This is a genomic window from Psychrobacillus sp. FSL W7-1457, from assembly GCF_038593405.1.
Classification (GTDB): Bacteria; Bacillota; Bacilli; order Bacillales_A; family Planococcaceae; genus Psychrobacillus.
This window is the reverse complement of the sequence record NZ_CP151993.1, coordinates 2,787,617-2,809,068: the sequence shown is the minus strand read 5'-3', so window position 1 is coordinate 2,809,068 and position 21,452 is coordinate 2,787,617. Positions and strand designations below refer to the sequence as shown.

The 21,452-nt window shown below is 38.1% G+C and carries 19 protein-coding genes; 12 read left to right on the top strand and 7 right to left on the bottom strand.

The genetic code is table 11. The annotated features are described in order from the left end of the window. Window positions 1-141 precede the first annotated feature (141 nt). From NSQ95_RS13775 to NSQ95_RS13755, 5 genes are all read left to right on the top strand, one after another. Window positions 142-1,494, top strand: coding sequence for a spore germination protein (locus tag NSQ95_RS13775; RefSeq protein ID WP_342560815.1), 1,353 nt, complete (start codon window positions 142-144; stop codon window positions 1,492-1,494). Then, window positions 1,491-2,585, top strand: coding sequence for a GerAB/ArcD/ProY family transporter (locus tag NSQ95_RS13770; protein WP_342559775.1), 1,095 nt, complete (start codon window positions 1,491-1,493; stop codon window positions 2,583-2,585). Before NSQ95_RS13775 ends, NSQ95_RS13770 begins: the two co-directional genes overlap by 4 nt. Further along, on the top strand, window positions 2,582-3,688 hold the full coding sequence (locus NSQ95_RS13765) for a Ger(x)C family spore germination protein (RefSeq protein WP_342559774.1): 1,107 nt from the start codon (window positions 2,582-2,584) through the stop codon (window positions 3,686-3,688). Before NSQ95_RS13770 ends, NSQ95_RS13765 begins: the two co-directional genes overlap by 4 nt. Before the next feature lie 226 nt (window positions 3,689-3,914). Beyond that, a complete protein-coding gene (locus tag NSQ95_RS13760) occupies window positions 3,915-4,649 on the top strand; it encodes a glucose 1-dehydrogenase (RefSeq protein WP_340882771.1) in 735 nt (244 codons plus the stop codon). A gap of 366 nt (window positions 4,650-5,015) precedes the next feature. Then, window positions 5,016-5,243 carry a hypothetical protein gene (locus tag NSQ95_RS13755; RefSeq protein ID WP_340882773.1) on the top strand — a complete coding sequence of 76 codons (228 nt, stop codon included), beginning with the start codon at window positions 5,016-5,018 and terminating at the stop codon, window positions 5,241-5,243. 402 nt (window positions 5,244-5,645) lie between these two features. Here the strand turns inward: NSQ95_RS13755 and NSQ95_RS13750 are convergent, their stop codons facing one another. The 5 genes from NSQ95_RS13750 to qoxA all read right to left on the bottom strand — a co-directional run bounded on the left by NSQ95_RS13750 (window position 5,646) and on the right by qoxA (window position 10,728). Beyond that, entirely contained in the window at window positions 5,646-6,380 is a 735-nt protein-coding gene (locus NSQ95_RS13750) for a DUF2892 domain-containing protein (protein ID WP_340882775.1), read from the bottom strand. 516 nt (window positions 6,381-6,896) lie between these two features. Beyond that, on the bottom strand, window positions 6,897-7,178 hold the full coding sequence (gene qoxD, locus NSQ95_RS13745; RefSeq protein ID WP_251556239.1) for a cytochrome aa3 quinol oxidase subunit IV: 282 nt from the start codon (window positions 7,176-7,178) through the stop codon (window positions 6,897-6,899). Between the two features lies 1 nt (window position 7,179). Then, entirely contained in the window at window positions 7,180-7,776 is a 597-nt protein-coding gene (gene qoxC / locus NSQ95_RS13740) for a cytochrome aa3 quinol oxidase subunit III (RefSeq protein WP_342559773.1), read from the bottom strand. After that, window positions 7,773-9,722: a cytochrome aa3 quinol oxidase subunit I gene (gene qoxB / locus NSQ95_RS13735; RefSeq protein WP_251556236.1), complete on the bottom strand. Its 1,950-nt coding sequence runs from the start codon at window positions 9,720-9,722 to the stop codon at window positions 7,773-7,775. Before qoxB ends, qoxC begins: the two co-directional genes overlap by 4 nt. A 61-nt stretch (window positions 9,723-9,783) precedes the next feature. Beyond that, window positions 9,784-10,728, bottom strand: a complete 945-nt coding sequence (qoxA, locus tag NSQ95_RS13730; protein ID WP_342559772.1) for a cytochrome aa3 quinol oxidase subunit II — start codon at window positions 10,726-10,728, stop codon at window positions 9,784-9,786. A 588-nt stretch (window positions 10,729-11,316) separates the two neighbouring features. On the opposite strand from qoxA, the gene NSQ95_RS13725 reads away from it, so the two are divergent. The 6 genes from NSQ95_RS13725 (at window position 11,317) to NSQ95_RS13700 (ending at window position 16,385) form a co-directional block, all read left to right on the top strand. After that, entirely contained in the window at window positions 11,317-12,771 is a 1,455-nt protein-coding gene (locus NSQ95_RS13725) for an aldehyde dehydrogenase family protein (RefSeq protein WP_342559771.1), read from the top strand. A gap of 19 nt (window positions 12,772-12,790) precedes the next feature. Beyond that, window positions 12,791-13,621: a methyl-accepting chemotaxis protein gene (locus NSQ95_RS13720; protein WP_340882782.1), complete on the top strand. Its 831-nt coding sequence runs from the start codon at window positions 12,791-12,793 to the stop codon at window positions 13,619-13,621. 261 nt (window positions 13,622-13,882) lie between these two features. Next, window positions 13,883-14,395, top strand: a complete 513-nt coding sequence (locus tag NSQ95_RS13715) for a hypothetical protein (RefSeq protein ID WP_342559770.1) — start codon at window positions 13,883-13,885, stop codon at window positions 14,393-14,395. 34 nt (window positions 14,396-14,429) lie between these two features. Then, window positions 14,430-14,975: a hypothetical protein gene (locus NSQ95_RS13710; protein WP_342559769.1), complete on the top strand. Its 546-nt coding sequence runs from the start codon at window positions 14,430-14,432 to the stop codon at window positions 14,973-14,975. A gap of 132 nt (window positions 14,976-15,107) precedes the next feature. Next, window positions 15,108-15,317, top strand: a complete 210-nt coding sequence (locus NSQ95_RS13705; RefSeq protein ID WP_340882788.1) for a hypothetical protein — start codon at window positions 15,108-15,110, stop codon at window positions 15,315-15,317. A gap of 222 nt (window positions 15,318-15,539) precedes the next feature. After that, complete coding sequence (locus NSQ95_RS13700) at window positions 15,540-16,385, top strand: hypothetical protein (protein WP_342559768.1); 846 nt, start codon at window positions 15,540-15,542, stop codon at window positions 16,383-16,385. Window positions 16,386-16,497: 112 nt separating this feature from the next. Here NSQ95_RS13700 and NSQ95_RS13695 read toward each other — a convergent pair whose 3' ends face one another. After that, window positions 16,498-16,929: a hypothetical protein gene (locus NSQ95_RS13695; RefSeq protein WP_342559767.1), complete on the bottom strand. Its 432-nt coding sequence runs from the start codon at window positions 16,927-16,929 to the stop codon at window positions 16,498-16,500. Window positions 16,930-17,110: 181 nt separating this feature from the next. On the opposite strand from NSQ95_RS13695, the gene NSQ95_RS13690 reads away from it, so the two are divergent. Then, window positions 17,111-18,241, top strand: coding sequence for a collagenase (locus NSQ95_RS13690; RefSeq protein ID WP_342559766.1), 1,131 nt, complete (start codon window positions 17,111-17,113; stop codon window positions 18,239-18,241). A 149-nt stretch (window positions 18,242-18,390) separates the two neighbouring features. On the opposite strand, the gene NSQ95_RS13685 is transcribed toward NSQ95_RS13690, so the two are convergent. Further along, window positions 18,391-21,408: an efflux RND transporter permease subunit gene (locus NSQ95_RS13685; protein ID WP_342559765.1), complete on the bottom strand. Its 3,018-nt coding sequence runs from the start codon at window positions 21,406-21,408 to the stop codon at window positions 18,391-18,393. Window positions 21,409-21,452 lie beyond the last annotated feature (44 nt).

Here is a 21,452-nt window from a genome sequence, read left to right as displayed (position 1 = left end):
TAATGAAGCACTCTTGCATTAGAGTGGATACATACGGGTGTTTTTTTTGATGTGTAAGGCTTGGTACAACGGTTAAAAATGTCTCTTCTCGGTTACCCTAAACGTACAAAAAGAACGTGGAGGTGTGTCAGATTGGATAATATGGCAAAATCAAATCCTCCTACATTGATGGATGAGCTATCCAAAAAGTTTGAGCCTTCTAGTGACATCATGCTGAAGCCCTTGCATATCGGTGATAACAAGGTTTACCTCTTTTATTTGAAGACGGTGGTAGACGGCAATAAACTCCACACGATCGTAATTAAGCCATTTTTTGAAATGAAATCTAATGAAAGCTTTCAGTCCTATATCGAATCGTTGCCAGAGCAGGTTGAGATGACGTCAGGAGAAGAGTTGCAGATCAAGTTGACAAAGGGGGCTGTCCTTCTTTCTATAGAGGACCGGTTTTATCTGCTGGATATTAAATTGGTTAACTCAGATTCCGTACAGCAAACGATTATCGAGCCTACTGTTCATGGTCCACAGCTAGCGTTAAGTGAGGACTTGGATACGAATCTGAACATCATTAGACAGCGATATCATGCGCCTACCCTAATGATTGAAATGATGGATATGAAGGAAAAGTCACGTCCACAGGTTTCCATTATTTATGATGAGAAAACAGTGAAAAAGTCTGTTCTACGTAATATTAAGCAAAAATTAAACAGCTTAGAAGCTCCCCTTATCCAGTCAGCGGGAGATCTGCAGCTGCAGTTGAATGGCTCTAAGGTTTCTCTTTTTCCAACGTTAATATTAACGGAGCGGCCTGACAGGATCACCTATAATCTTGCTGCTGGAAAGGTCATACTGATGATGGATGGGAGTCCTCAGGCATTAATAGCACCTATTGTATTTTTTGACTTTATGGTATCTATGGAGGATAGCTATCATACCTTTTGGGTTACTTCCTTTACGTTGGTATTGCGATATTTGGGCTTAGTTATATGTCTAGTGTTACCTGCTATGTATGTTGCCGTTACGTCCTATACACCAGATGTTCTTCGAACGGAGCTTGCCTTAACGGTAGCGGGGAGCAGGCTTGGAGTTCCCTATCCATCCTTTGTCGAGGTAATTTTCATGCTGCTTTTTATGGAGTTTCTAATAGAGGCAAGTATGCGTCTACCTAAGGCAATCAGTGCAACAGCTACGACTGTTGGTGGTTTAATTCTAGGTACTGCAGCTACAGAGGCTGCCTTGACCTCGAACATTATGATCATCATTGTCTCGGCGGTAGCAATTACAAGCTTTGTTATTCCCATTAGCGAGATGAGCTTTGCTATTCGGATATGCCGTTACTTGCTGATTTTATATACTACACTTTTTGGTACAATTGGCATCATACTAGGATCGCTAGGGCTTTTGATGTTCCTAACCAACAAGAGAAGCTTTGGGGAGCCTTATTTAAAAATGTATTGGAAAGGTGAGAAAAAGGAAATAGGGGTGCCCAAAAAATGAATAGGTATCTGTATTACTTCATAATTGTCACGATGGTCACCAACATCATTGCGTCTGTCCCGAGGATTTTAATGGGAGAAAGTAAAAATGGCGTAATTCTTTCCATGGTCATTGCTGTTATTGTGGGACCGATCCTGGTCAGTATTCTTGTAAACCTTTTCCGTCACTTTCCGAATATGTCCCTTCCTGAAATCCTAAAGAAAAGTACGTCTAAATGGTTTTACTATCCAGTGTTACTCTACTTTGCAGTTTCCTGGTATCTGGCTGGTTTAATAACACTTGTAACATATGTACTGCTTTTTAATACGTTTATTTCTACGGAAACCTCCATTGTTATCACGACACTTGCCTTCCTCATCATCATTTCCTTTGGTATGACGATGAAGGAAAAAAGTGTCCTTTATACGACCGAGATAGTGCTGGTTATGTTCCTGCCTGTCATTTTCTTTTTAATCATGAAAGTATATACCGATCCTCGTTTGGAGTGGGATTATATCAAGGTAGCTACCACGCATATACAGGAGCTCCCAAGCTATAATGCTTTTTCAGCAGCTGCCTTTATTTTTATAGGAGTTGTAAATTTGACGATCTTTAATAAATATATGAAGTTTGACAAAAAGTTTGGTTTAAAACAAATACTCATACTAGCATTCGCTGGAGTATTTACTCTCTTTACAACGTATTTCGTTCCAATTGGCTTTAATGGCTTTGAGCAAATTGAAAACTTCACCTTCCCTTGGGTGACAACGAGTGATGCTGTACGTATGAAATTTGGAATAATTGAGCGTCTCATCTTTATATTTTTAATCGTCTTTTTAGGGGTGGCCTTTATTAGTCTGCTCATACATTGGCACGTCTCTCTCAAGCTGTTTGAAAGTATTGTTCATATAGAACGATTGAAATGGAAGGGAAGAAACCTGACTCCTTATGTGCTTGTTATTATTTTGGGTGTGATAGGGATACTTGTAACTAGGCAAATTAGCGAATATCAGCTATTGGAGCTTACCCTCTTTTTTTATAATATCCTGCCTATATTTTATGGTATTTTAATCGGCAGTCTGCTCATTGCTAAGAGGAGGTTAAAGACATGAAGGTAAATATTAAACTTCTCGTCATTATCCTAGGGATGACTTGCTTCCTTACAGCCTGTGGATTTAAAGATATTGATAATCGGATATTCGTGACAGGAATTGGGATTGATCCTTCCGAGAAGGAGGAGGGTAAATATAAAGTAACACTGAAGCTTGCTATCCCAGTTTCGACCATTCAGCAGGAAAAGGAGCCTAGCTATCAGTATTTAGTACATGAAGGTGAAAATATAGAAGAGGCTGTCCGTATATTGGAAACACATACCGATAAGACCCTTGAATTTGGACATACGAAAATAATACTCGTCAATGAAAAGCTTTTAGAGGGTGATATAAAGGAATTTATGGACTATCTTTTCAGGAGAGGTGATATTCAAACGATTGCCTGGGTCGGTGCAGCGAAACCAACTGCTGAGGAAATACTACGAACGGAGCCTAAAGGCGAATCCGCAGTCATTTCACCTCTCTCTAAATTTTTTGGGAATGTAGGCACCGAAAGCCCTTATATTGTCTCTACGTACTTATATGAATTTAGAAGGAGCTTTTATAGTGAAGGTATTGACGCGGTTCTACCAATCGTCGAGTCCAATGAGTCAGGTTCTCAGCTGATTGTAAATAAATCAATCATCGTAAAGGAAAAACGGGATTCATTTCATTTATCCTCTAGCCTCACTAGAGATTTCAATGCCCTTGCCAATAATATTGGCGGCTATAGCGTCAAATTGGAAACAGATGAATTAAATTTAGTTCTGAATCTAATTAATGTAAACATGAAATACAATGTAAATAAAAAAAATGATCAGCCAGCATCCATCAAAGTTAATGTAAAAATGGATGGTGTAGTAAGTCAGTCAGACAAGAGATTGCATGTGGAAAACCTAGATGAGTACAGTAAGTTAGCCTCCAAGGAAATAGAGACTCGGTTAAAAGAGCTATTTACTACGTTACAAAAAGAAGAGCTAGATCCATTTGGCTTTGGACTTAGATATAGAACCATGCAGCTGTACGAGAAGGACATGGTTGATAAATGGGAGCAAGCTTATCCGAACCTACCATTTGACTTAACCGTAGACGTCTCCTTAAAAAGCACTGGAACGATTCAATAAATACTGTGTGATTAATATCATTGTTAGTGTACGTACAAGTAGTATATATTGAACTTGAGCTGGATGGATTTACATTAGTGAAGGTATTTTCTTATTTAAAAGGCTAAGAGTAATACAGTATTTTTGACATTGTAGCATCTCTTTGGTTTGGAAGAAAATAGAGCTATAATAGGGTTGTAATCGTTTTCATTATTAATAAAAAATATGATTCTTGGAGGAATTTATAATGGGTCGTTTAACAGATAAAGTCGCAATTGTAACAGGTGGAGCACGTGGAATGGGTGAGTCACACGTACGTATATTTGTAAAAGAAGGTGCGAAGGTTGTCTTCACTGACTTAAACGAAGAAGGCGGTCAAGCGCTAGCGAAGGAATTAGGAGAAAACGTACTGTTCATAAAACAAGACGTAACAAAAGCGGCAGAGTGGGCAGCTGTTATCGAAGAAACAGAAAAAGCTTTTGGTCCAGCTAACATCTTAGTTAACAATGCAGGGATCAGCATGGCTAAGCCTCTTATGGAAATGTCAGAAGAGGATTATCGTAAAATCGTCGACATCAACCAAGTCTCTGTATTCCTTGGAACAAAGGCAGTTGTTCCTTCTATGGAGAAAGCTGGTGGTGGCTCAATCGTGAACATCTCTTCTATGAACGGATTAGTTGGTGGAGCAGTTGGATACACAGACACTAAATTCGCAGTACGTGGTATGACAAAAGCAGCAGCTCTTCAATTAGCTCACTTAGGCATCCGCGTGAACTCTGTACACCCAGGCGTAATCGAAACACCAATGGTAAGCCAAGGCGACGCAGTAGAACTGATTAAAGAATTCGCTAAGCACATCCCACTTAAACGCGTAGCACAATCAGAAGAGGTTTCTAATCTAGTCCTTTTCCTAGCATCTGACGAATCAAGCTACTCAACAGGATCAGAATTCGTCATCGATGGCGGATTAACTGCACAGTAATAAAATTTGGAGAAAACTCTCCAGTAGATGGCTTTCTACTGGTGAGTTTTTTTCTGCTTGTGCATACGCTAGGGGGCATATTATTCAGGTGACCGACCGATTATTTGGAAAAACCGACCGATTATCTGGCTCGACCGACCGATTATGAGCAAGAACCGACCGATTATTTAGGATAACCGACCGATTATCGGCACAAACCGACCGATTAATGAAATGAGCACACCAATGATCACCATCAACCACCAATTTTTAATTAGCAAGCAGAACAACATCCTCTTACCTTTTCATTTGTTCACATTTCGGACAAAAAGTATTGACAAAAATGTGAACGGGGTGAATAATAATAGTTAAGAGGGGTGTTTCGAAATGGAATCATACGTAAAAATGTTACACGCTACAAAAGTTGTAGGTGCAGCCTTGTTAACTATAGGAATTGCTGTCTTTTTATATGGATCATTCATAAGTGAGTATAGTACGGTAATGGGCGTTGGAATTGGAATCGTCATGGGAGCAGTTTTCACATTTATCATTGGCATGATATTAGTCGCTTCAGAGGAAATGATCGCCAAGCAAATGAAAAAAGAGAGTATCTAAACAAGAGACGCTCTGACAAAAAGGTATTTAGAGGAGTGGCTCTAGATGCCTTTTTTGTTGTTTAGGAAATTATAAAATTCTGAACCTGTGGATAAATTGATGTCTACTTCATCGCCTTGCCCCTCGGGGTCAAATGGATAAAAGCTGCTCCTGCGCAAGCTCGTCGCAAACAAGAGCGTTTGCGGTGGCTGAGGAACTGCCTCCTCGCTTTTCTCCATTTGCCTGTCGGGGCAGACATAGGCGCTCGCGCTGTTCCCCCAGTAGTCGCCGCCTCCTCTGTCAAACAACTAGAATGGAAACAACAAAACAGCTAGCTTTAAAAAGAAGTAAAAATGTGAAATCAAGTTGCCGATTTCACGTTTTTTAATTTATTGACTAGTTATGTCCCAGCCTCGATTTAGATTATTGCAAGTAATTAGGTGACGATGAGTTTTTATTTGTTGAAGTTGCACTTATTAGCGATGAAGCTTGATTGTTCCCGTTATTTTGGGAGTCTGATTTTGCATTAGTATCCTGCCCATTAGTATTTCCATTCGATGCTTGGTTAGTATTGGTATTTGATGTGCTACTTGCTGTGGACGCTTGCTTTCCATCTTTATTCGTTTCAGTAGCATTTTGTGAACCGGTCATACTTGTCAAGTCGTTAATAATATTACTAGCTTGAGGAGCAATATTTTGTGCAATGTTACCGATTGCTTGTGCTACCGTTCCACTTGTTTGACTAGAATTGTTACTCGCATTGTTTTGTCCACCCATACCACTCATATTTTGTGTGCCATTATCACTTTGATTGCCAGTCATACTTTGAGTTGTATTTCCTTTATTTACTTCTTTGGCAATATTCCCGACCATCTGCATAAAGGTTCCACTTGTTTGGTTCTTACTATTAGAAGCATTTCCGTTCATCATTTTTTGCAGTAAGTTACCGCTAGTCATCTCAGATGTCATTGCTTTTCTTGGACAATACCTTGTAGCTCCTTCTGCTGTTTTCATGGCACCATACAAGACGAGCATTTGACCTTTTCTACTTTTCGGATTACGTATAAGTTGTATAGTTCCGTAAGCTGTCATTATTGAGCCCATCATGAAACGAGCATATGCATTTCTCGAACTAATATTTTGTTGATTTTGTGTCATGTGTGCCATCCCTCCTATGGATTAATAATTAGTAAATGTTCAAATGTATAGAAATAAGAAAAAAGCAAAACGTACTTATGAAAAGAGAAGTTGGAACATATAGTTCAGCTTTATAATTCCCATCTAATCATTGAATATACAATTTTCTTACCGCTAAAGAACTCATGGAATTACTTTTTCTGGAGTAGTTGAAACTTATACCATAGGAGTGAATGTAGGGTTTCTCAATAATATTCCTTAAATTTTACCGGAATATTAAATGGATAATAGTCTTTACCTTTTTGGGATGCTTGGTTAATTACCGATAGCACTTTCTTATTACTACGTAACATTTGATTGTAGCGGCAGGAGACGCTCCAAGGATGAGGGAGACAGAGGTGATGGCTTAATGCTCAACCCACGGATAGCGTACGTCTAGAGTGGAAATACACTATCATTTGTTCCTATTTTTTTGGAGTCTAAAAAACTATTTCAACAACAAAAAAGAGCGCCTTTGAAAAGACGCTCCTTCCATTATTACATATCCCATACCATTACGAGTAATGTACCTAAAATCGTAAATAATGCGAGCAACAAGCCATAATACACATTGACGTAAATGGATTTTTTGTCTTCCGTTTCACCAGCATGCATGAATACGACAAGCTGTAAGCCAGCCTGTGTAAACGCTGTTAGTAGTAAGACAGTCATTCCAACTCCGAACGACATATCCATGAAGTACACTAACAGTGCTACTGCTGTAAGCACTAATGAAAACGCAAAGCCCATTACTTGTTTAAGAGGGAATAATTCTTTCATATTACATCATTCCTTTCAAGTAGATGAAGCTGAAGATGAAAATCCAAATCACATCTAGGAAATGCCAATATAGTGAGAAAATAAATGACTTATTAGCCGTTTCCGGAGTCAATCCACGTTTCTTGATTTGTAGGAGAATAAATAATCCCCAGAACAAACCGAATGTTACGTGCAAACCGTGAGTTCCTAGCGTCGTCAATAAAATCGCAGTGAAGGCACTAGTTTGAAGTCCCGCTCCAACATGCACATAGTGCATAAACTCATAGATCTCTACCCCTAGGAACGCTGCTCCTAGAAGAAGGGTGATTCCAAAGAAAGTCATGGTTGCTTTCGTACGGTTTAATCGCATCGCATGAATCGCAAGACCGATTGTAAAGCTACTCGTTAAAAGTAAAAGTGTTTCGATTAACACAGGTGTTATTTCAAAAATTTCTGCACCAGAGGGACCGCTACCTACGCGGTTCTCTAGGGTGAAGTAGGAGGCGAAAAGTGTTGCGAAAAGCATAATTTCCGCTCCGATGAAAATCCAAAAGCCTAATATTTTTAAGCTATTTTCTTCTGTGCTGTATTCTAGTGGAAGTGACTTATCTACCTTCATTTTTTAGCACCTCGCAATTTTCTTTCCGTTTCTTCGATTTCCTCTACCGAAATATATCTTCCGTGATCCTGTTCAAATGAACGGTAAGCTAGACAGCCTAAAATACCAATCAATGAAACAATGGCAAGTGGCCATATGCTGAAGACCATCGCAAATCCAAAGACGAAGAAGATACAGCTCATGATAAATGGTAAACCGCTATTATTCGGCATGTGAATTTTTTCAACTTTTCCTTGGAATAACTCATAGCCGTTTTTCTTAGAATCCCAAAATGCTTGTGTTGAATCAACTTGTGGTGTAACTGCGAAATTATACTCAGGTACTGGAGTGTGAGTAGCCCATTCCAATGAACGTGCATCCCATGGATCGTCTCCGATATCGCGAGAAGCATAACGTATGCTCCAATAGATGTTGTAAACAAGTAACGCAAATGAAATTGCCATTACACCGGCTCCGATGAACGAAACCATATTCCACATTCCAAAGCCTGTTGACTCAGAATATGTGTACATACGACGTGCTTGACCGTCTAATCCCGTAATATACATTGGGATGAAGGCTAGTACGAATCCAATAGACATTAACCAAGCAGTCCATTTTCCTAATCGCTCGTTTAACATGAAACCGAATATTTTCGGCCAATAGTAAGTAAGACCAGCTAGCATTGCGTAAACAACACCAGGAATAATTACATTATGGAAATGGGCTACTAAGAACATCGTATTATGATATTGATAGTCGGCTGCTGACATAGCAAGCATTACCCCTGTAACTCCACCTAGTGTGAACAGTGGAATGAACATGATTGAGTAAAGCATTGGTGTCGTGAACTCGATCTTCCCTTTCCAAAGGGTGAATAGCCAGTTAAAGATCTTAACCCCTGTTGGAACAGCAATTGCCATCGTTGTGATGGAAAAGATACTGTTTGACAGTGGACCTTGACCCATTGTAAAGAAGTGATGGGCCCAAACGACAAAGGATAGAAGAGAGATAACTACCATAGAGGCAACCATCGACTTATAGCCGTATAGATTGCGTCGTGCAAAGGTGGAAATAATCTCACTGAATATACCGAATGCCGGCAAGATTAGAATGTATACCTCTGGATGTCCCCAAACCCAGAACAGGTTGGCCCAGAGCATATCCATGCCACCATTATCTGTTGTGAAGAAGTTCGTTCCAAACAGTCGGTCCATTGTTCCCATTGCTAGTAATACAGTTAATACAGGGAAAGCGAACACGATAATTACGTTAGCGATAAATGCTGACCATGTGAACATTGGCATCTTCATTAGAGTCATACCAGGTGCTCTCATTTTCAGTATTGTTGTAATGAAGTTAATACCAGTCATTAGCGTACCAAGACCAGCTATTTGTATTGCGATCATATAGTAGTTCGTACCAACAGAGGCACTGAACTCGTTACCTGCTAGTGGGAAATAGGAAGTCCATCCTGCATCAGGTGATCCACCTACGATGAAGGAAATGTTGAATAATCCCATACCCATAAAGAACAACCAGAAGCTAAGTGCATTTAATCGTGGAAACGCAACATCTCTAGCTCCGATTTGTAACGGAATAACGTAGTTAAAGAAAAAGATGATAAACGGCATTGCCATAAATAAAATCATTACTACTCCATGCGTGGAGAAGACTTCATTGTAATGCTGTGAATCTAAAAATGTGTTTTCTGGCATCGAAAGCTGATAGCGCATCATAATTGCGTCTACGCCTCCGCGGAAAAGCATTAGTAATGCAGATAGCAAGTACATAATACCAATACGCTTATGATCTACAGTAGTGATCCATTCGCGCCACAGGTATCCCCATTTCTTGAAGTAGGTAATACCTAAAACTATCGCAAGCATCGTAAGGCCGATACCGACCATGGATGCATATATCAAAAAGCTTGGATGTGGTACGGCAAAGCGATCAAAGAAATCCATACTTTTGTTTCTCCTTTCAGGAATCTATAGCTTGGACTATAGTAATCTGGTAAACCTTCTATTAATGATGAGAATGCTCTGATTCTTCATCGGTATTAGTTTGTACATGATTCTCATGCTCGGACTCATCCATGTCATGATTCTCGTGATCTGAATCCTCTTCGTCTGTACCATGGTCGTGACTAGGAGCAGGGGAGAATTCTAAATGTGTTCCTGTATACGTAGAGCGTCCAAGATGTCCTGGCTCTAATAATTCCTCAAACTTATCTTCTGTAAGTGCTGGTGCAGTTTCATGTACTTCTTCTACCCATTCCTCAAAATCAGCATGAGACATAGAGGTAACGTCAAAAATATTTTCTGCAAACCCAGATCCACTGAAGTTTGCATTTCTACCCATGAATTCTCCTTCCACATCTGCTGCTAAGTGTAAGGTAGTAACCATGTCAGACATTGCATACTTTTGTCCGCCTAGCTGTGGAATCCAGAAGCTAGTTATTGGTCCGTGGGAATATAGTTTAAACTCAATCGCACGGTTTGCCGGAATATATAAGTAGTTAACTGTTTCGATATCTTGTTCTGGATAACTAAAATGCCATTTCCAGTTGGAGGAAGAAGCATAAATGACTAACGGCTCTTGATCCTCATAGCCTTGAGGTGTCGACTCAACGATATAGTTACTTCTTACCGATACGATGGAAAGAAAAATAACGATTAGAATAGGAATCCCGACACAAATTGCTTCCACAATTGGATTTCCTTCTATATGAGGTGGCTCATAATCCTCACTTTGCTTAGAAGCACGGTATTTTATTAACACAAATACTAAAATAGCTAAAACGACAATTACGATCCCTGACATCAGGAAAATAGATAGCATAATATCATTTGCCTGTGTTTCGGCCTGTGGACCTTTAGGATCTAAAACAAGTAATGGCTCACAACCTGTTAACACAGTGACAATAGTGAAAACCATCGTCAAAAGAGCCCACTTCAATTTTAATTTCATTGTTGTACTCCTTTCCAATCTACTATATAAAGCTCAAACAACTAGTATTGGTATCAAAGAATTTCTCTCTGTGCCTCTATCTTATTACCTTCCATTTAAAAAAACGAACAATAAAACGGGACTTCACAAATTCTTCAAGAAGATTTGAACGTTCTTTTACACAATTGTAAATGTGACAAATTTATTCAAAAAAGCGTTGAAAACCATAAAGGATTAAGGGATGAAAGTTGACGCTCCAAACTTAAGTTGCTGCTATACAAGGGAATAGGGAAAGAGCTATGAGGTTTGAAATAGGATAATTTTCTTGCAATGTTATGAATTGATGGAATAGGTTGGGCTTGGTAATTATAGATGTAGACGGTAGGGTGTAAGAAAGTAAAAGTATCTTATGCGGACAAAAACAATCTATTAAGGTAGGTAATTATAAATATTAAAAAGGCCAAAAATATTAGAATAAAGAACTAACATCTGTCCCATTTCTTAAACTAAAAAACAATATATTCACATTTAATTTCTATTTTAGTAAAGTTTTTACTAATCCTGACGATAATCAAAGAGGAAATAAGAAATTATCTTGGAGGTTAACAAATGAACTTAGAAATGTTAGGTAAACAATTGATCGCTGGTGAATGGAGAGATGGCCAGAGTAATCTGGTTTTAAACAACACGAACCCATATAATGATCAACCAATCAATACATACAAGCTAGCAAATATTGATGATATAGATTTAGCATATAAGGCAGCACATGCTGCAAAGCTAGAGTGGGATAAGGTCAACCCTTACAAAAAACGCGACATTCTAGAAAATGCAGTGAAATATATGGAGGAGCATGAAGAGGAAATCACGGCTATTATCATGGAAGAGCTAGGTGGTACTCGTTTAAAAGCTGCTTTTGAAATTGGTCTTGTGAAAAATATTATCAAGGAGGCAGCTACCTTCCCTTTACGTATGGAAGGAAAAATCCTGCCTTCTACGATTGATGATGTAGAAAACAGATTATACCGTATCCCTGCAGGGGTTGTAGGAGTTATTAGCCCATTTAACTTTCCGTTCTTCTTGTCCATGAAGTCTGTTGCACCTGCACTTGGAGCTGGAAACGGTGTGGTGCTGAAGCCTCATGATGACACTCCGATTATGGGTGGAACAATCATTGGGAAAATCTTTGAAGAAGCAGGCGTACCGAAGGGATTAATAAATGTTGTAGTTACAGATATCAAGGAAATTGGCGATGCATTTGTAGAGCATCCAATTCCACGAATTATCTCCTTTACAGGCTCTACCCAAGTAGGAAGCTATATTGGTCAGGTAGCTATTAAAAACTTCAAAAAGCCTTTACTTGAGCTAGGCGGAAACAGTGCTTTTATCATATTAGAGGATGCAGACCTAGAGTATGCAGTGAATGCTGCTACTTTCAGTAGATTTACTCATCAAGGACAAATTTGTATGTCTGCAAATAGAATATTAGTTCAACGTTCTATCTATAAGCAGTTCACGGAAAAGTATGCAGAAAAAGTAGCTTCTCTTAAAGTTGGTGATCCACAAAATCCAGAAACAATCATTGGGCCAGTTATCAATGATCGTCAAGCGAAAACACTGCAAGCACTAATCGACAAAGGAATTGAAGAGGGAGCTACTCCTTTCCTAAAAGGAAACGTAAAAGGGAGATTGCTAGAACCAACGATCTTAACAGACGTTACTACGGATATGACGGTTTCCCAGGAAGAGCTTTTCGGACCAGTCGTATGTGTCATGCCTTTTGATACAGAAGAGGAGGCAATTGACATTGCGAATAACACTCGTTTTGGGCTAAGTGGTGCCATTCATACATCTAACCTAGAACGTGGAGTAGAGATGGCTAAGAAGGTCCATACAGGTATGATCCATGTAAATGATTTAACGATTAATGACGAGCCAATTGTTGCCTTCGGTGGTGAGAAGCAATCCGGATTAGGACGACTGAATGGTCAATGGAGCTTAGATGAATTTACAACTTTAAAATGGATTTCAGTGAACTATGGTCAAAGGAACCTACCATACTAATAGGAAAAGAGAGTAAAAAATGGCTGAACATGAATTATTACAAGCATTTGTTAAAATTGCTCCATTACTTAATGGGCTAGTCCAAGATGATATTACTGTGGGCATTTATGATACGGAGAAGCTGATTATTAATATCCCAGGTCAAACCTTTTCGCTAAATGTAAATCCTGGAGATCCATTAATGGAGGGAGACATCGTTACTAATTCGATAAGAAGTAATGCTCCTTTATCGGCCGTTGTTCCGAAAGAGTTATTTGGATTTCCATTGATAGCTCGTGCTCTTCCGCTTCACGATGAACAAGGCAACGTGATTGGTGGAGTAGGTATTGGAACAAGTCTCGAAAAAGCAAACAAGCTTTTTGAAATGGCCGAAAGTTTTTCAGTCATTGTAGAGCAAACGGCAGCTGGTATTGAGGATATTAGTGACTCAGTTACATCGCTAGCAGATCGTGTAACGGACATAACAACTCAAATGAAGGATGTAAGTTCTAGTGCAGAACAAATTGGTGAAATTTCGTCGGTTGTCAAAGGGATATCTGACCAAAGTAATCTGCTTGGTCTAAACGCGGCAATTGAGGCAGCACGAGCAGGAGACGTAGGGAAGGGATTCTCGGTAGTAGCCAATGAGATACGTAAGCTAGCAACAAACTCCAAGGAAAATGTAAATCAGATCAATGACATAACCAAAAATATTCAAGGATTGATTGACACATTAAACCAAGCCTTCCTAGAGGTAAATACCTTGACGGATAACCAATCTGGATCCATCCAAGAGTTTTCAGCAACTATCCAAGAGATTAGCTCTAAAGCACAAGAATTAGCATCTCTTGCACAAGAATCATTAAAATAACATCATCCAAAAGCGAACAGTCAGCTCAAATTTTGACTGTTCGCTTTTTGTATAATTTTAATTCAAACATTATGACGAACGAAAATGGCAATTAATATAGACTCTATGGAAGTTATTTCGTTAAATGAAAGAGAAGCTGAGTATGGATTGATACACTCAAAATTTCTATATTCAAAGTAACACGTTATATATAATCACCAATCGCAAAAAAGGATATAATCGTAATAAGGTTTTATTAATTTAGGAGAGGGAGGTTAGAGAATGGCTGAACTACATAAAAAAATGGGGAATGAAACACATTATTGGAAGGCATGGCTGCATCGAAAGAAATTGTATGTGGAGTCTGGAATAATTGGGGTTAATAAGAATAAGGAAGAGATTCAGCTAGGGATTTTTGAAAGCGGTAAAAAGCGTTTGGAAAGTTTAGTAGAGGAAAAAAGAAATCAAGGGTTTGCGGATAGTATGGGGAAAGAGGAGCTTATCATTTATATCCATAACAATGGTAGGCAGTCTAATGAAGAGCTACAAAATGTAGGTATGGAGCTTTGTAGACAAATAGAAACAGAACTAGATGAAACTGGTGTTGGATTTACTGATGGTGTGGGAATCGATGACGAAAAAATGGTAAATATATTTTGCATTGTAGATGATCTGGAAATAGCAATTGAAAAAATCCGACGTGTGATTTCAGAGCAGAAGCTAATAGATAATAATAATATCTTCTTATATGAAAGAAATGTAGAAGAGATCGATCTATTAAAAACAAGGGGATAGTTTTCGCAACTATATACAAAGGGGATGTATTCAATTGAAAATTTTAATGATTAAGAAGTCGGGTAACAAAACTCTGTTTTGGAACATATTTGATTATCAATTTAAAAGTCCGATTATCATTGTAAGTGGCACAGTTGGTATGGTAGGTGCGAGAGAAGAGCATAAGTTAAGATTTTGGGAGAGGCCTAAAAAGTTTATGCAAACATTAGCAGCAGAGAAGGCCAATCAAGGCTATCAATTGGTTGAAGAAAAGGAACTAAAGAAAGTCTATATCCAATATCGGTATAATGAAGAGAACGAGGAAGAGTTTGAGATGACAGAGGATAAAAGCCTGATGGTTGAAGAAATAGTGGAAGAGGAACTAATGTACACTGGCAACGGTTATGCCTATGGATCGGAAATCGGAGCAGGAGCAGGAACAAGCACATTCCAAGTTTTAGACATAGAGATTGCGTTTAACTCCATTTGGAAGCTATTATCAGAAAAAAAGCTAACAGAAGGCGTGGAAATAGCTTTTAAAACTGATGAAGGAAGCTACGTATCCTTATATCCTAAAGGGGTAGAATTTGAGCTAGTATAAGTAGTGATGAAGGCCCGTTCTATGCTATAATAGGAGCCTTAGGTAGATTAGGAGCAGATGATCCCGGTTGAAAGGAAGTTTCCGAAGCTTCTTCCTTTATGTCTATTCGGAAGCTATGTCGGAGGTGTCATGATGAATAAAAGATGGACGATTGAAGAAATCCGTGAGTATGTTAAAAAGAATTCAACCAGTGAATTACTGTCGACAGAATATAAAGGTTTCTCTCAAAAATTACAGTTTAAATGTTCCTGTGGGAATGTCTTTGAAAAGACTTTAACAAAGTTTAAAGGGAGTAACCAGAAAAGCTGTACAGAGTGTGCCCCAATAAAACCATCACGTTAATAGGAAATAGAGCTGCTATATTGCAGTTCTTTTTTTTATGAACCAATAACAATACAGACATTTATTACATGCTAAAAAAGGAATTAGACCAAAAAAATTAGCGTTTTTTTACAAATAAATACAAATTAAATTTAAATATACGAATTATTGGATGTATATCCAATATAGACTATTTTTATATTTAAACTCTGTTAGAATAGTATTGGAAGGGAGAGTTTTAATATGTTTAAAAAAATTAGCAAGGCAGTACTAGTTGGTATGTTGGCATTGGGAATTACGGCTACCGGTAACATATCGGCTGAAGCAGCTACACATAAGGTTATGTGGGGCAAAACAGAACTAAAGGCAGGACAAATTGGTAAGGTAACTATTTTAGCGGACACGGATTTAGTCAAAATCGGTTCAAATGGATCGCTTAGCAAGGTTCGCACTCTTAAAAAGGGCGATGAATATAGAGTTTACACGTATAAGGGGACAAACGGCGGATTATACGGATTAGGTGCAAGTAGCTTCGTGCAAAAAAGTACAAAGTTAAAATACGAAACACCGTCTAAAAGCAAGCTTGCCTTGTTGAACAAGGAAGTACACGGTGGAATCACCCCAAAAGCAGGTATGAAGCTTACGTATTCTCCAAGCTTTACAGAGCCTACAAAGAGAGAGTTTATTACAAAAGTTGAAAATGAATTTGGTGCAACTCGCACTCTTCTGACTATACCGGGCCAGGAAATCGGTGGATATGTGTATAACGAATATACTTCTGCCGAGGGAGTTTCTTCTATAGGATTTGGTGTAAATTATACAGATTGGGGCCTATTTAATGTACAATATCCTTTAATTGAAGGAAAGCAAACGAAAGAGATAGACTGGGATGGAAATGAGAGTATAATCCATAACATCAATGTAATCAGTACAACTAGCACTGTCACAGTAAAGGCAGGCACATTCCAAAATGTTGTGATATTCAAGACTTACGCGGGTTACACTTATTACTTAGCTCCTGGTGTTGGAATTATTAAAATGATAGGCAGCGATGGAATCTTAGACGCTGAATTAATTTCGTTCAAATAATATAAAAGCCAGACCAAGCGAATTCAGCTGGTCTGGCTTTTCTTATTGTTTCTAGAAAAATGGATTAATTGAAATGTGTATAGTCACAGTAAGAGATACTTTTCTCGTAGCGTCACTCCTTAGAAAGGATTTCAATCAGTTCTGTTGACTTACTCTTGTCTAGTTGAGAATACTTATGTTCTCCGTAAATAATAATTTCCACTGTAGAGTTTGGGCTGATCCACAGGCTATAAACTAATCCTTTTGCTTTTGGAGTTAGAAAAGAAAATCGGTAATCGGGAGGACGTACCATTTCTACTTTTGCATTTTCCCAATCCATCATATCTATAATCTCTTTAACTTTCTCAACATCCTCGTCATTCGTGATATCTTTGAAAACCTCGTATTTATTTTCATCCCCAACACGCTTTTGAACTTCTATTTTTTGACCTTCTATATTTTGACCTTCTATATTTTGAACTTCGTCTTTTGTAGCATTCGAACAACCCGTTATACATAATAAAATGATTCCTATGAAAGTAATAAAATATATAGTAATTCTCAATATTAATTTCCCCCTTTAGTAAGATTATATGTTTACTTACGTTAATTAAATAAATTTGAAGTTCACCCTAATCTATTTTTAAATAAAAAAGGATAAGAATTTAATGTTATAATTTCCAAAAGATAAGCGAATTGTTGATACTAGGAAACTAGATAAATAATGACATGAGTGGAGGTACAATATGAGAAAAAGAGGTTCAACTATAATTACTTTGTTTTTGTTAGCAGCTATAAGTGTCAGCATTTATTTTTACTTCAATCAACAAAAAGCTTTTGAATACTTTTTCAAATTTAATGAGGGTTATGTAAAAACACAAGTTGGGGACGTAACAATTTATAAATCCCCGCAAGTTTTGTATGACTCGCAAGCAGTTTTAGAACAGTTAGCATCGACAAGACAATTAGCACAAGATTTATTTAAAATGGAATTTACATCGCACGATTCACTTCCTATTTTTGTTACTTTACCTGGATATAAAGGTCATGAACGAATGGATACAAATACAGGATTGTATTTAAGTGAAATGGGAAATATTTTAATCAATGGAGAAAACGAGCAGTTTGCATCATATACAACACTTCATGAATATAGCCATTTTTTATTTGATTTATATTTAAGAGAGCACGAAATATCTATTCAAGAATTACCTGCTTGGTTCACAGAAGGAATAGCAGAATACTTTGCCTTTCAGGTAGAGCAAGCTTTCCCAGTTTTATATTCCTATTATTTCGATACTTTTCCATTTGAAAGATTACAGGAAAACCATAATGAAAATGTAAATACTATATATCTTCAAGGCTTTTATGCCATTTATGACTTAATTGAAACCTATGGGGAAGATGTAATTACTAAAGTCATTTTGGCATATAAAGAGTCTGGTGATTTTGCCACAGCTTTTGAGGCAGTAACTAACGAAGAATATGTGGCGTATCATGAAAGCTTTCGCCTAAATAAAAATAAAATCAATATGATAGCGGACAAAAATTTAGACCCAGAAAAAGTAATAACAATGGGAGAGCAACTGCTAGCAGATCAATCGAGCATAAATCCATACTCCCCCTTCGTTTTGCCATATCTAGTTACTGCGGCGTTTGAGGTAAATGATGTAAGTTTAGCTAGTACATATTTTAAACCACTTGAACAGCTGTTGTTTAATCCAAATGATTACTTATATTATGCTGTACAATTTGCAGAAGCTGGAGAAAGATTATTTGCTGATGAACTTATCGAAAAAGGTCGTTATTTTGCAGAAGCTTATCATTATGATGTAGAGATATATGAGGTAGAGGCTAAAAAAATAATAACATACTAAAACTGACATTATTGAATCATTAAAGAAATTCATTTGTTGTATTTGGATAGCATTAACAATAGATGGCTTATCGCTCGAACTTGTCGTCTCTGACAAGGGAGTGATAAGCCATTAGTTACACTATGGAAATTTTTTAATCAAGTCATTCCTCAATCCACAGTATTAGCCAGTCTTTGCTTTTTAGATTTTCTAAAGTAGAGAAGCTCATAAATACATGGAATTACAATTAAGGTTAGTAGCGTAGCCATTGCCAATCCTCCAATTACAACGATTGCAAGACTTTGTGATACAAGGATACCTGACTCGGCTTGCTTAAGTAACAGTGGGAGCATGGCACAGATGGTCGCGATGGCTGTCATAAAAATTGGTCGCATTCTAGTGGTGGCAGCTTCAACCAATGATTCCCGTATCGTCATTTTCTGTTCATTTTGCTTCACTCTGTCTAGCAAGACAATGGCATTCGTTACAACAACTCCAATTAGCATAAGTGCACCAAGTAGAGCAGTTATATCAATGGAAATACCACTTATTACGATTCCAAGTACAGCTCCAATTGCTGCTAATGGTAGCGAGAAGAGAATTGCAATTGGTGTGCGAATGGATTTGAATGTTATCACCATGATTAAAAATACTAATCCAATGGAGACGAGCATCACTAAAAAGAGATCCTCAAATTCATCTGCCTGCTGACTACTAGAGCCACCTACAAACACTTCTATATCCTTTGATATTTCTATTCCTTTTTTACCCTCACCATTTCCGAATATCGCCACGTTTATTTCACTAGCAATTTCAGAAAGTCTAGCTGGATCGACATCTGCAGTAATTCTTAGATAGGTTTCCCCATCCTTGTGCAGTAGGGTAGTGGCAAGCTTTTCAGACTGTAGGGTTGCCACAGAAGATACCGGAACAGCTCCCTCGTTAGTCATGATCTGGATAGATTCTAAATCATTTGGTTTTTCTATATTTAACAGTGGCTCGAGCATAACTGCTTTTTCCTTGCCATCTATATTAATGGTTCCGATCGGTGTTTTATTTAACATTACACCTAATTGTTGAGCAATTTGCTCTGTATTACCTTTGGAAGGGTCAACAATAAGTGAGTAGACCGTTTTCTTTTCATCTTGATTTGTAGTTACTTTATTTACGCCAGTAATAGGTTGAATTTTTTCTTGAATAGTCGGCGCAAGCTTTTCTAAGCTTTCGATATTTTCTCCAACTAAATCAATATTAATATTAGTACTGGAGCCACCCATCATAAATGAGGCTTCGGTCATTTCAAATGCGGCACTTGAAAACATTTCTCTTTTTCCTTCAATCGACTCCATCACTATTGGGATATCATTCTTATCATGTAATAAGATACTGAAGTACGCTTCCGTTGAAGAGCCCACCGCTCCATATTGTGCTGCCTCCGAAGGAGTACCTACTTGCGCAAAAACATGTTCTACCTCATCCATTTCGAGAATATAAGATTCCATATCCATCATGTTTGACTGCACTTCCTCGGCAGCTGTGCTTGTTGGATAGGTTAACGTGATGGTTATATAATCGGAAGAGGAACTATTGACTGCTCCTTTTGGTATTAAAAAGTATGTGCCGATGGAACCGAAAAATAATGCTGCGGAAATCAAAAAGATGACCCACTTATGATTCAACGACCAGGTGACAAGCTTTGGAAAACGAGTAGCCTCCTTATGCTCCGGTAACTTCGTGTTCTTCAATAAGCTAGCACTCATGATAGGGACCACTGTTAAAGCAACTAATAGAGAGGCTAACAGCGAATAGGTAACCGTTAGAGCAAAGGGTAGTAAAAAATCCTGTAATGAACCATTTAACAAGCTCATGGGAAGAAAAACAGCTACAGTCGTTAATGTCGAGGCGGTAATGGCAACTCCAACCTGCTTTGTGGCATCCACAACCATTTGAACACTAAACTTCTCGGACTGCATTTTCCGAAAAATATTCTCTATGACTACTATGCTGTCATCCACTAATCTCCCAACTGCAACAGCGACACCACCAAGCGTCAATATGTTTAATGTCACACCAGATAGCGATAGCAAAAATAAGGTCAGGCATAGCGATAGAGGAATCGAAATAATCGTAATAAAGGTAGACCGAATGTTACGAAGGAATATCATGATCACAATAGTCGCAAACAATGCTCCAAGTAAAACTTCCTTCATCATCGTATGGACAGAATTTTGAACCAAGTCCGAGGAAGAAACATAAATGACGGATTCTTGCTGCGTATACTTTTCGTTTAATTCCTTTGTTACTTTTTCAACTTCCTTGCTGATCGTCACTGCATTGGATGTACTATCCTTTGTAATACTAATATCCAGTGTATCCTTGCCATTAAAGTGACTCATAAAAGCTGAATCGGTTGCTTCCTGAATATTAGCAATGTCCTCCAGTGTTACTTCAGGTACAATGGTCATTTGCTTTAACTTATCTAAGCTAGTTACATCGCCGATGACCTTAATATTACTGACTTGACCGTTTACCGTCTTCTCTCCAACAGACACCGCAACATTTTGTCCTTGAAGTATAGTTAATACTGATTCAATGGGAATTTGATTCTCCTGCATTTTTTCCATATCCAATTGAACCGAAATGGTTGTATCATGTGCCCCGTATAAATCTACGTTGGAAATCCCTTTGATTTGCTCATAGCGTGAGATGAGCGTGTTCCTTGCAAACTCCACATTTTCAGTGGAAAATCCATCCTCAAACGTAACAGCGATATTCACAATAGGGATCATAGACGTATGCAGCTGGGAAACCACTGGCTTCGCTATACCGGAAGGGAAGGAAATGTGTGCTAAAGCTTCTTGTACCTCCTGTTTTGCCAGCTTCATATCATATCCAGATTCATAGACAATGTCTACATGTGAATATCCATCCCCTGTTCTGGAATAGATGGAAGATTTTCCATTTAGACCGTTTAATGCGCTTTCAATTGGACTTGTTACTTCAGTTTCCAATGTTTTTGCATCTGTTCCTGAACCCATAGTTATAATGGTGACCTGTGGATTATCCGCTGAAGGTAAGAACTCCATTGGCAAACGAAAGTAACTAATCACCCCAATTACTAAAACTAATACAGTCAATACAGCTATTGCTGCTTTGTTGCTAAATGCCCACCTGGTTAACAATGACACACTTGACTCCTCCTTTTAAATGAAAACAATGTGTATGAGTGCTC

Excerpts from the sequence above, each read along its gene's own strand:
- NSQ95_RS13775 (WP_342560815.1), top strand. The coding sequence starts at position 142 with ATGGCAAAATCAAATCCTCCTACATTGATGGATGAGCTATCCAAAAAG.
- NSQ95_RS13770 (WP_342559775.1), top strand. The coding sequence starts at position 1,491 with ATGAATAGGTATCTGTATTACTTCATAATTGTCACGATGGTCACCAAC.
- NSQ95_RS13765 (WP_342559774.1), top strand. The coding sequence starts at position 2,582 with ATGAAGGTAAATATTAAACTTCTCGTCATTATCCTAGGGATGACTTGC.
- NSQ95_RS13760 (WP_340882771.1), top strand. The coding sequence starts at position 3,915 with ATGGGTCGTTTAACAGATAAAGTCGCAATTGTAACAGGTGGAGCACGT.
- NSQ95_RS13755 (WP_340882773.1), top strand. The coding sequence starts at position 5,016 with ATGGAATCATACGTAAAAATGTTACACGCTACAAAAGTTGTAGGTGCA.
- NSQ95_RS13750 (WP_340882775.1), bottom strand. The coding sequence starts at position 6,380 with ATGACACAAAATCAACAAAATATTAGTTCGAGAAATGCATATGCTCGT.
- qoxD (WP_251556239.1), bottom strand. The coding sequence starts at position 7,178 with ATGAAAGAATTATTCCCTCTTAAACAAGTAATGGGCTTTGCGTTTTCA.
- qoxC (WP_342559773.1), bottom strand. The coding sequence starts at position 7,776 with ATGAAGGTAGATAAGTCACTTCCACTAGAATACAGCACAGAAGAAAAT.
- qoxB (WP_251556236.1), bottom strand. The coding sequence starts at position 9,722 with ATGGATTTCTTTGATCGCTTTGCCGTACCACATCCAAGCTTTTTGATA.
- qoxA (WP_342559772.1), bottom strand. The coding sequence starts at position 10,728 with ATGAAATTAAAATTGAAGTGGGCTCTTTTGACGATGGTTTTCACTATT.
- NSQ95_RS13725 (WP_342559771.1), top strand. The coding sequence starts at position 11,317 with ATGAACTTAGAAATGTTAGGTAAACAATTGATCGCTGGTGAATGGAGA.
- NSQ95_RS13720 (WP_340882782.1), top strand. The coding sequence starts at position 12,791 with ATGGCTGAACATGAATTATTACAAGCATTTGTTAAAATTGCTCCATTA.
- NSQ95_RS13715 (WP_342559770.1), top strand. The coding sequence starts at position 13,883 with ATGGCTGAACTACATAAAAAAATGGGGAATGAAACACATTATTGGAAG.
- NSQ95_RS13705 (WP_340882788.1), top strand. The coding sequence starts at position 15,108 with ATGAATAAAAGATGGACGATTGAAGAAATCCGTGAGTATGTTAAAAAG.
- NSQ95_RS13700 (WP_342559768.1), top strand. The coding sequence starts at position 15,540 with ATGTTTAAAAAAATTAGCAAGGCAGTACTAGTTGGTATGTTGGCATTG.
- NSQ95_RS13690 (WP_342559766.1), top strand. The coding sequence starts at position 17,111 with ATGAGAAAAAGAGGTTCAACTATAATTACTTTGTTTTTGTTAGCAGCT.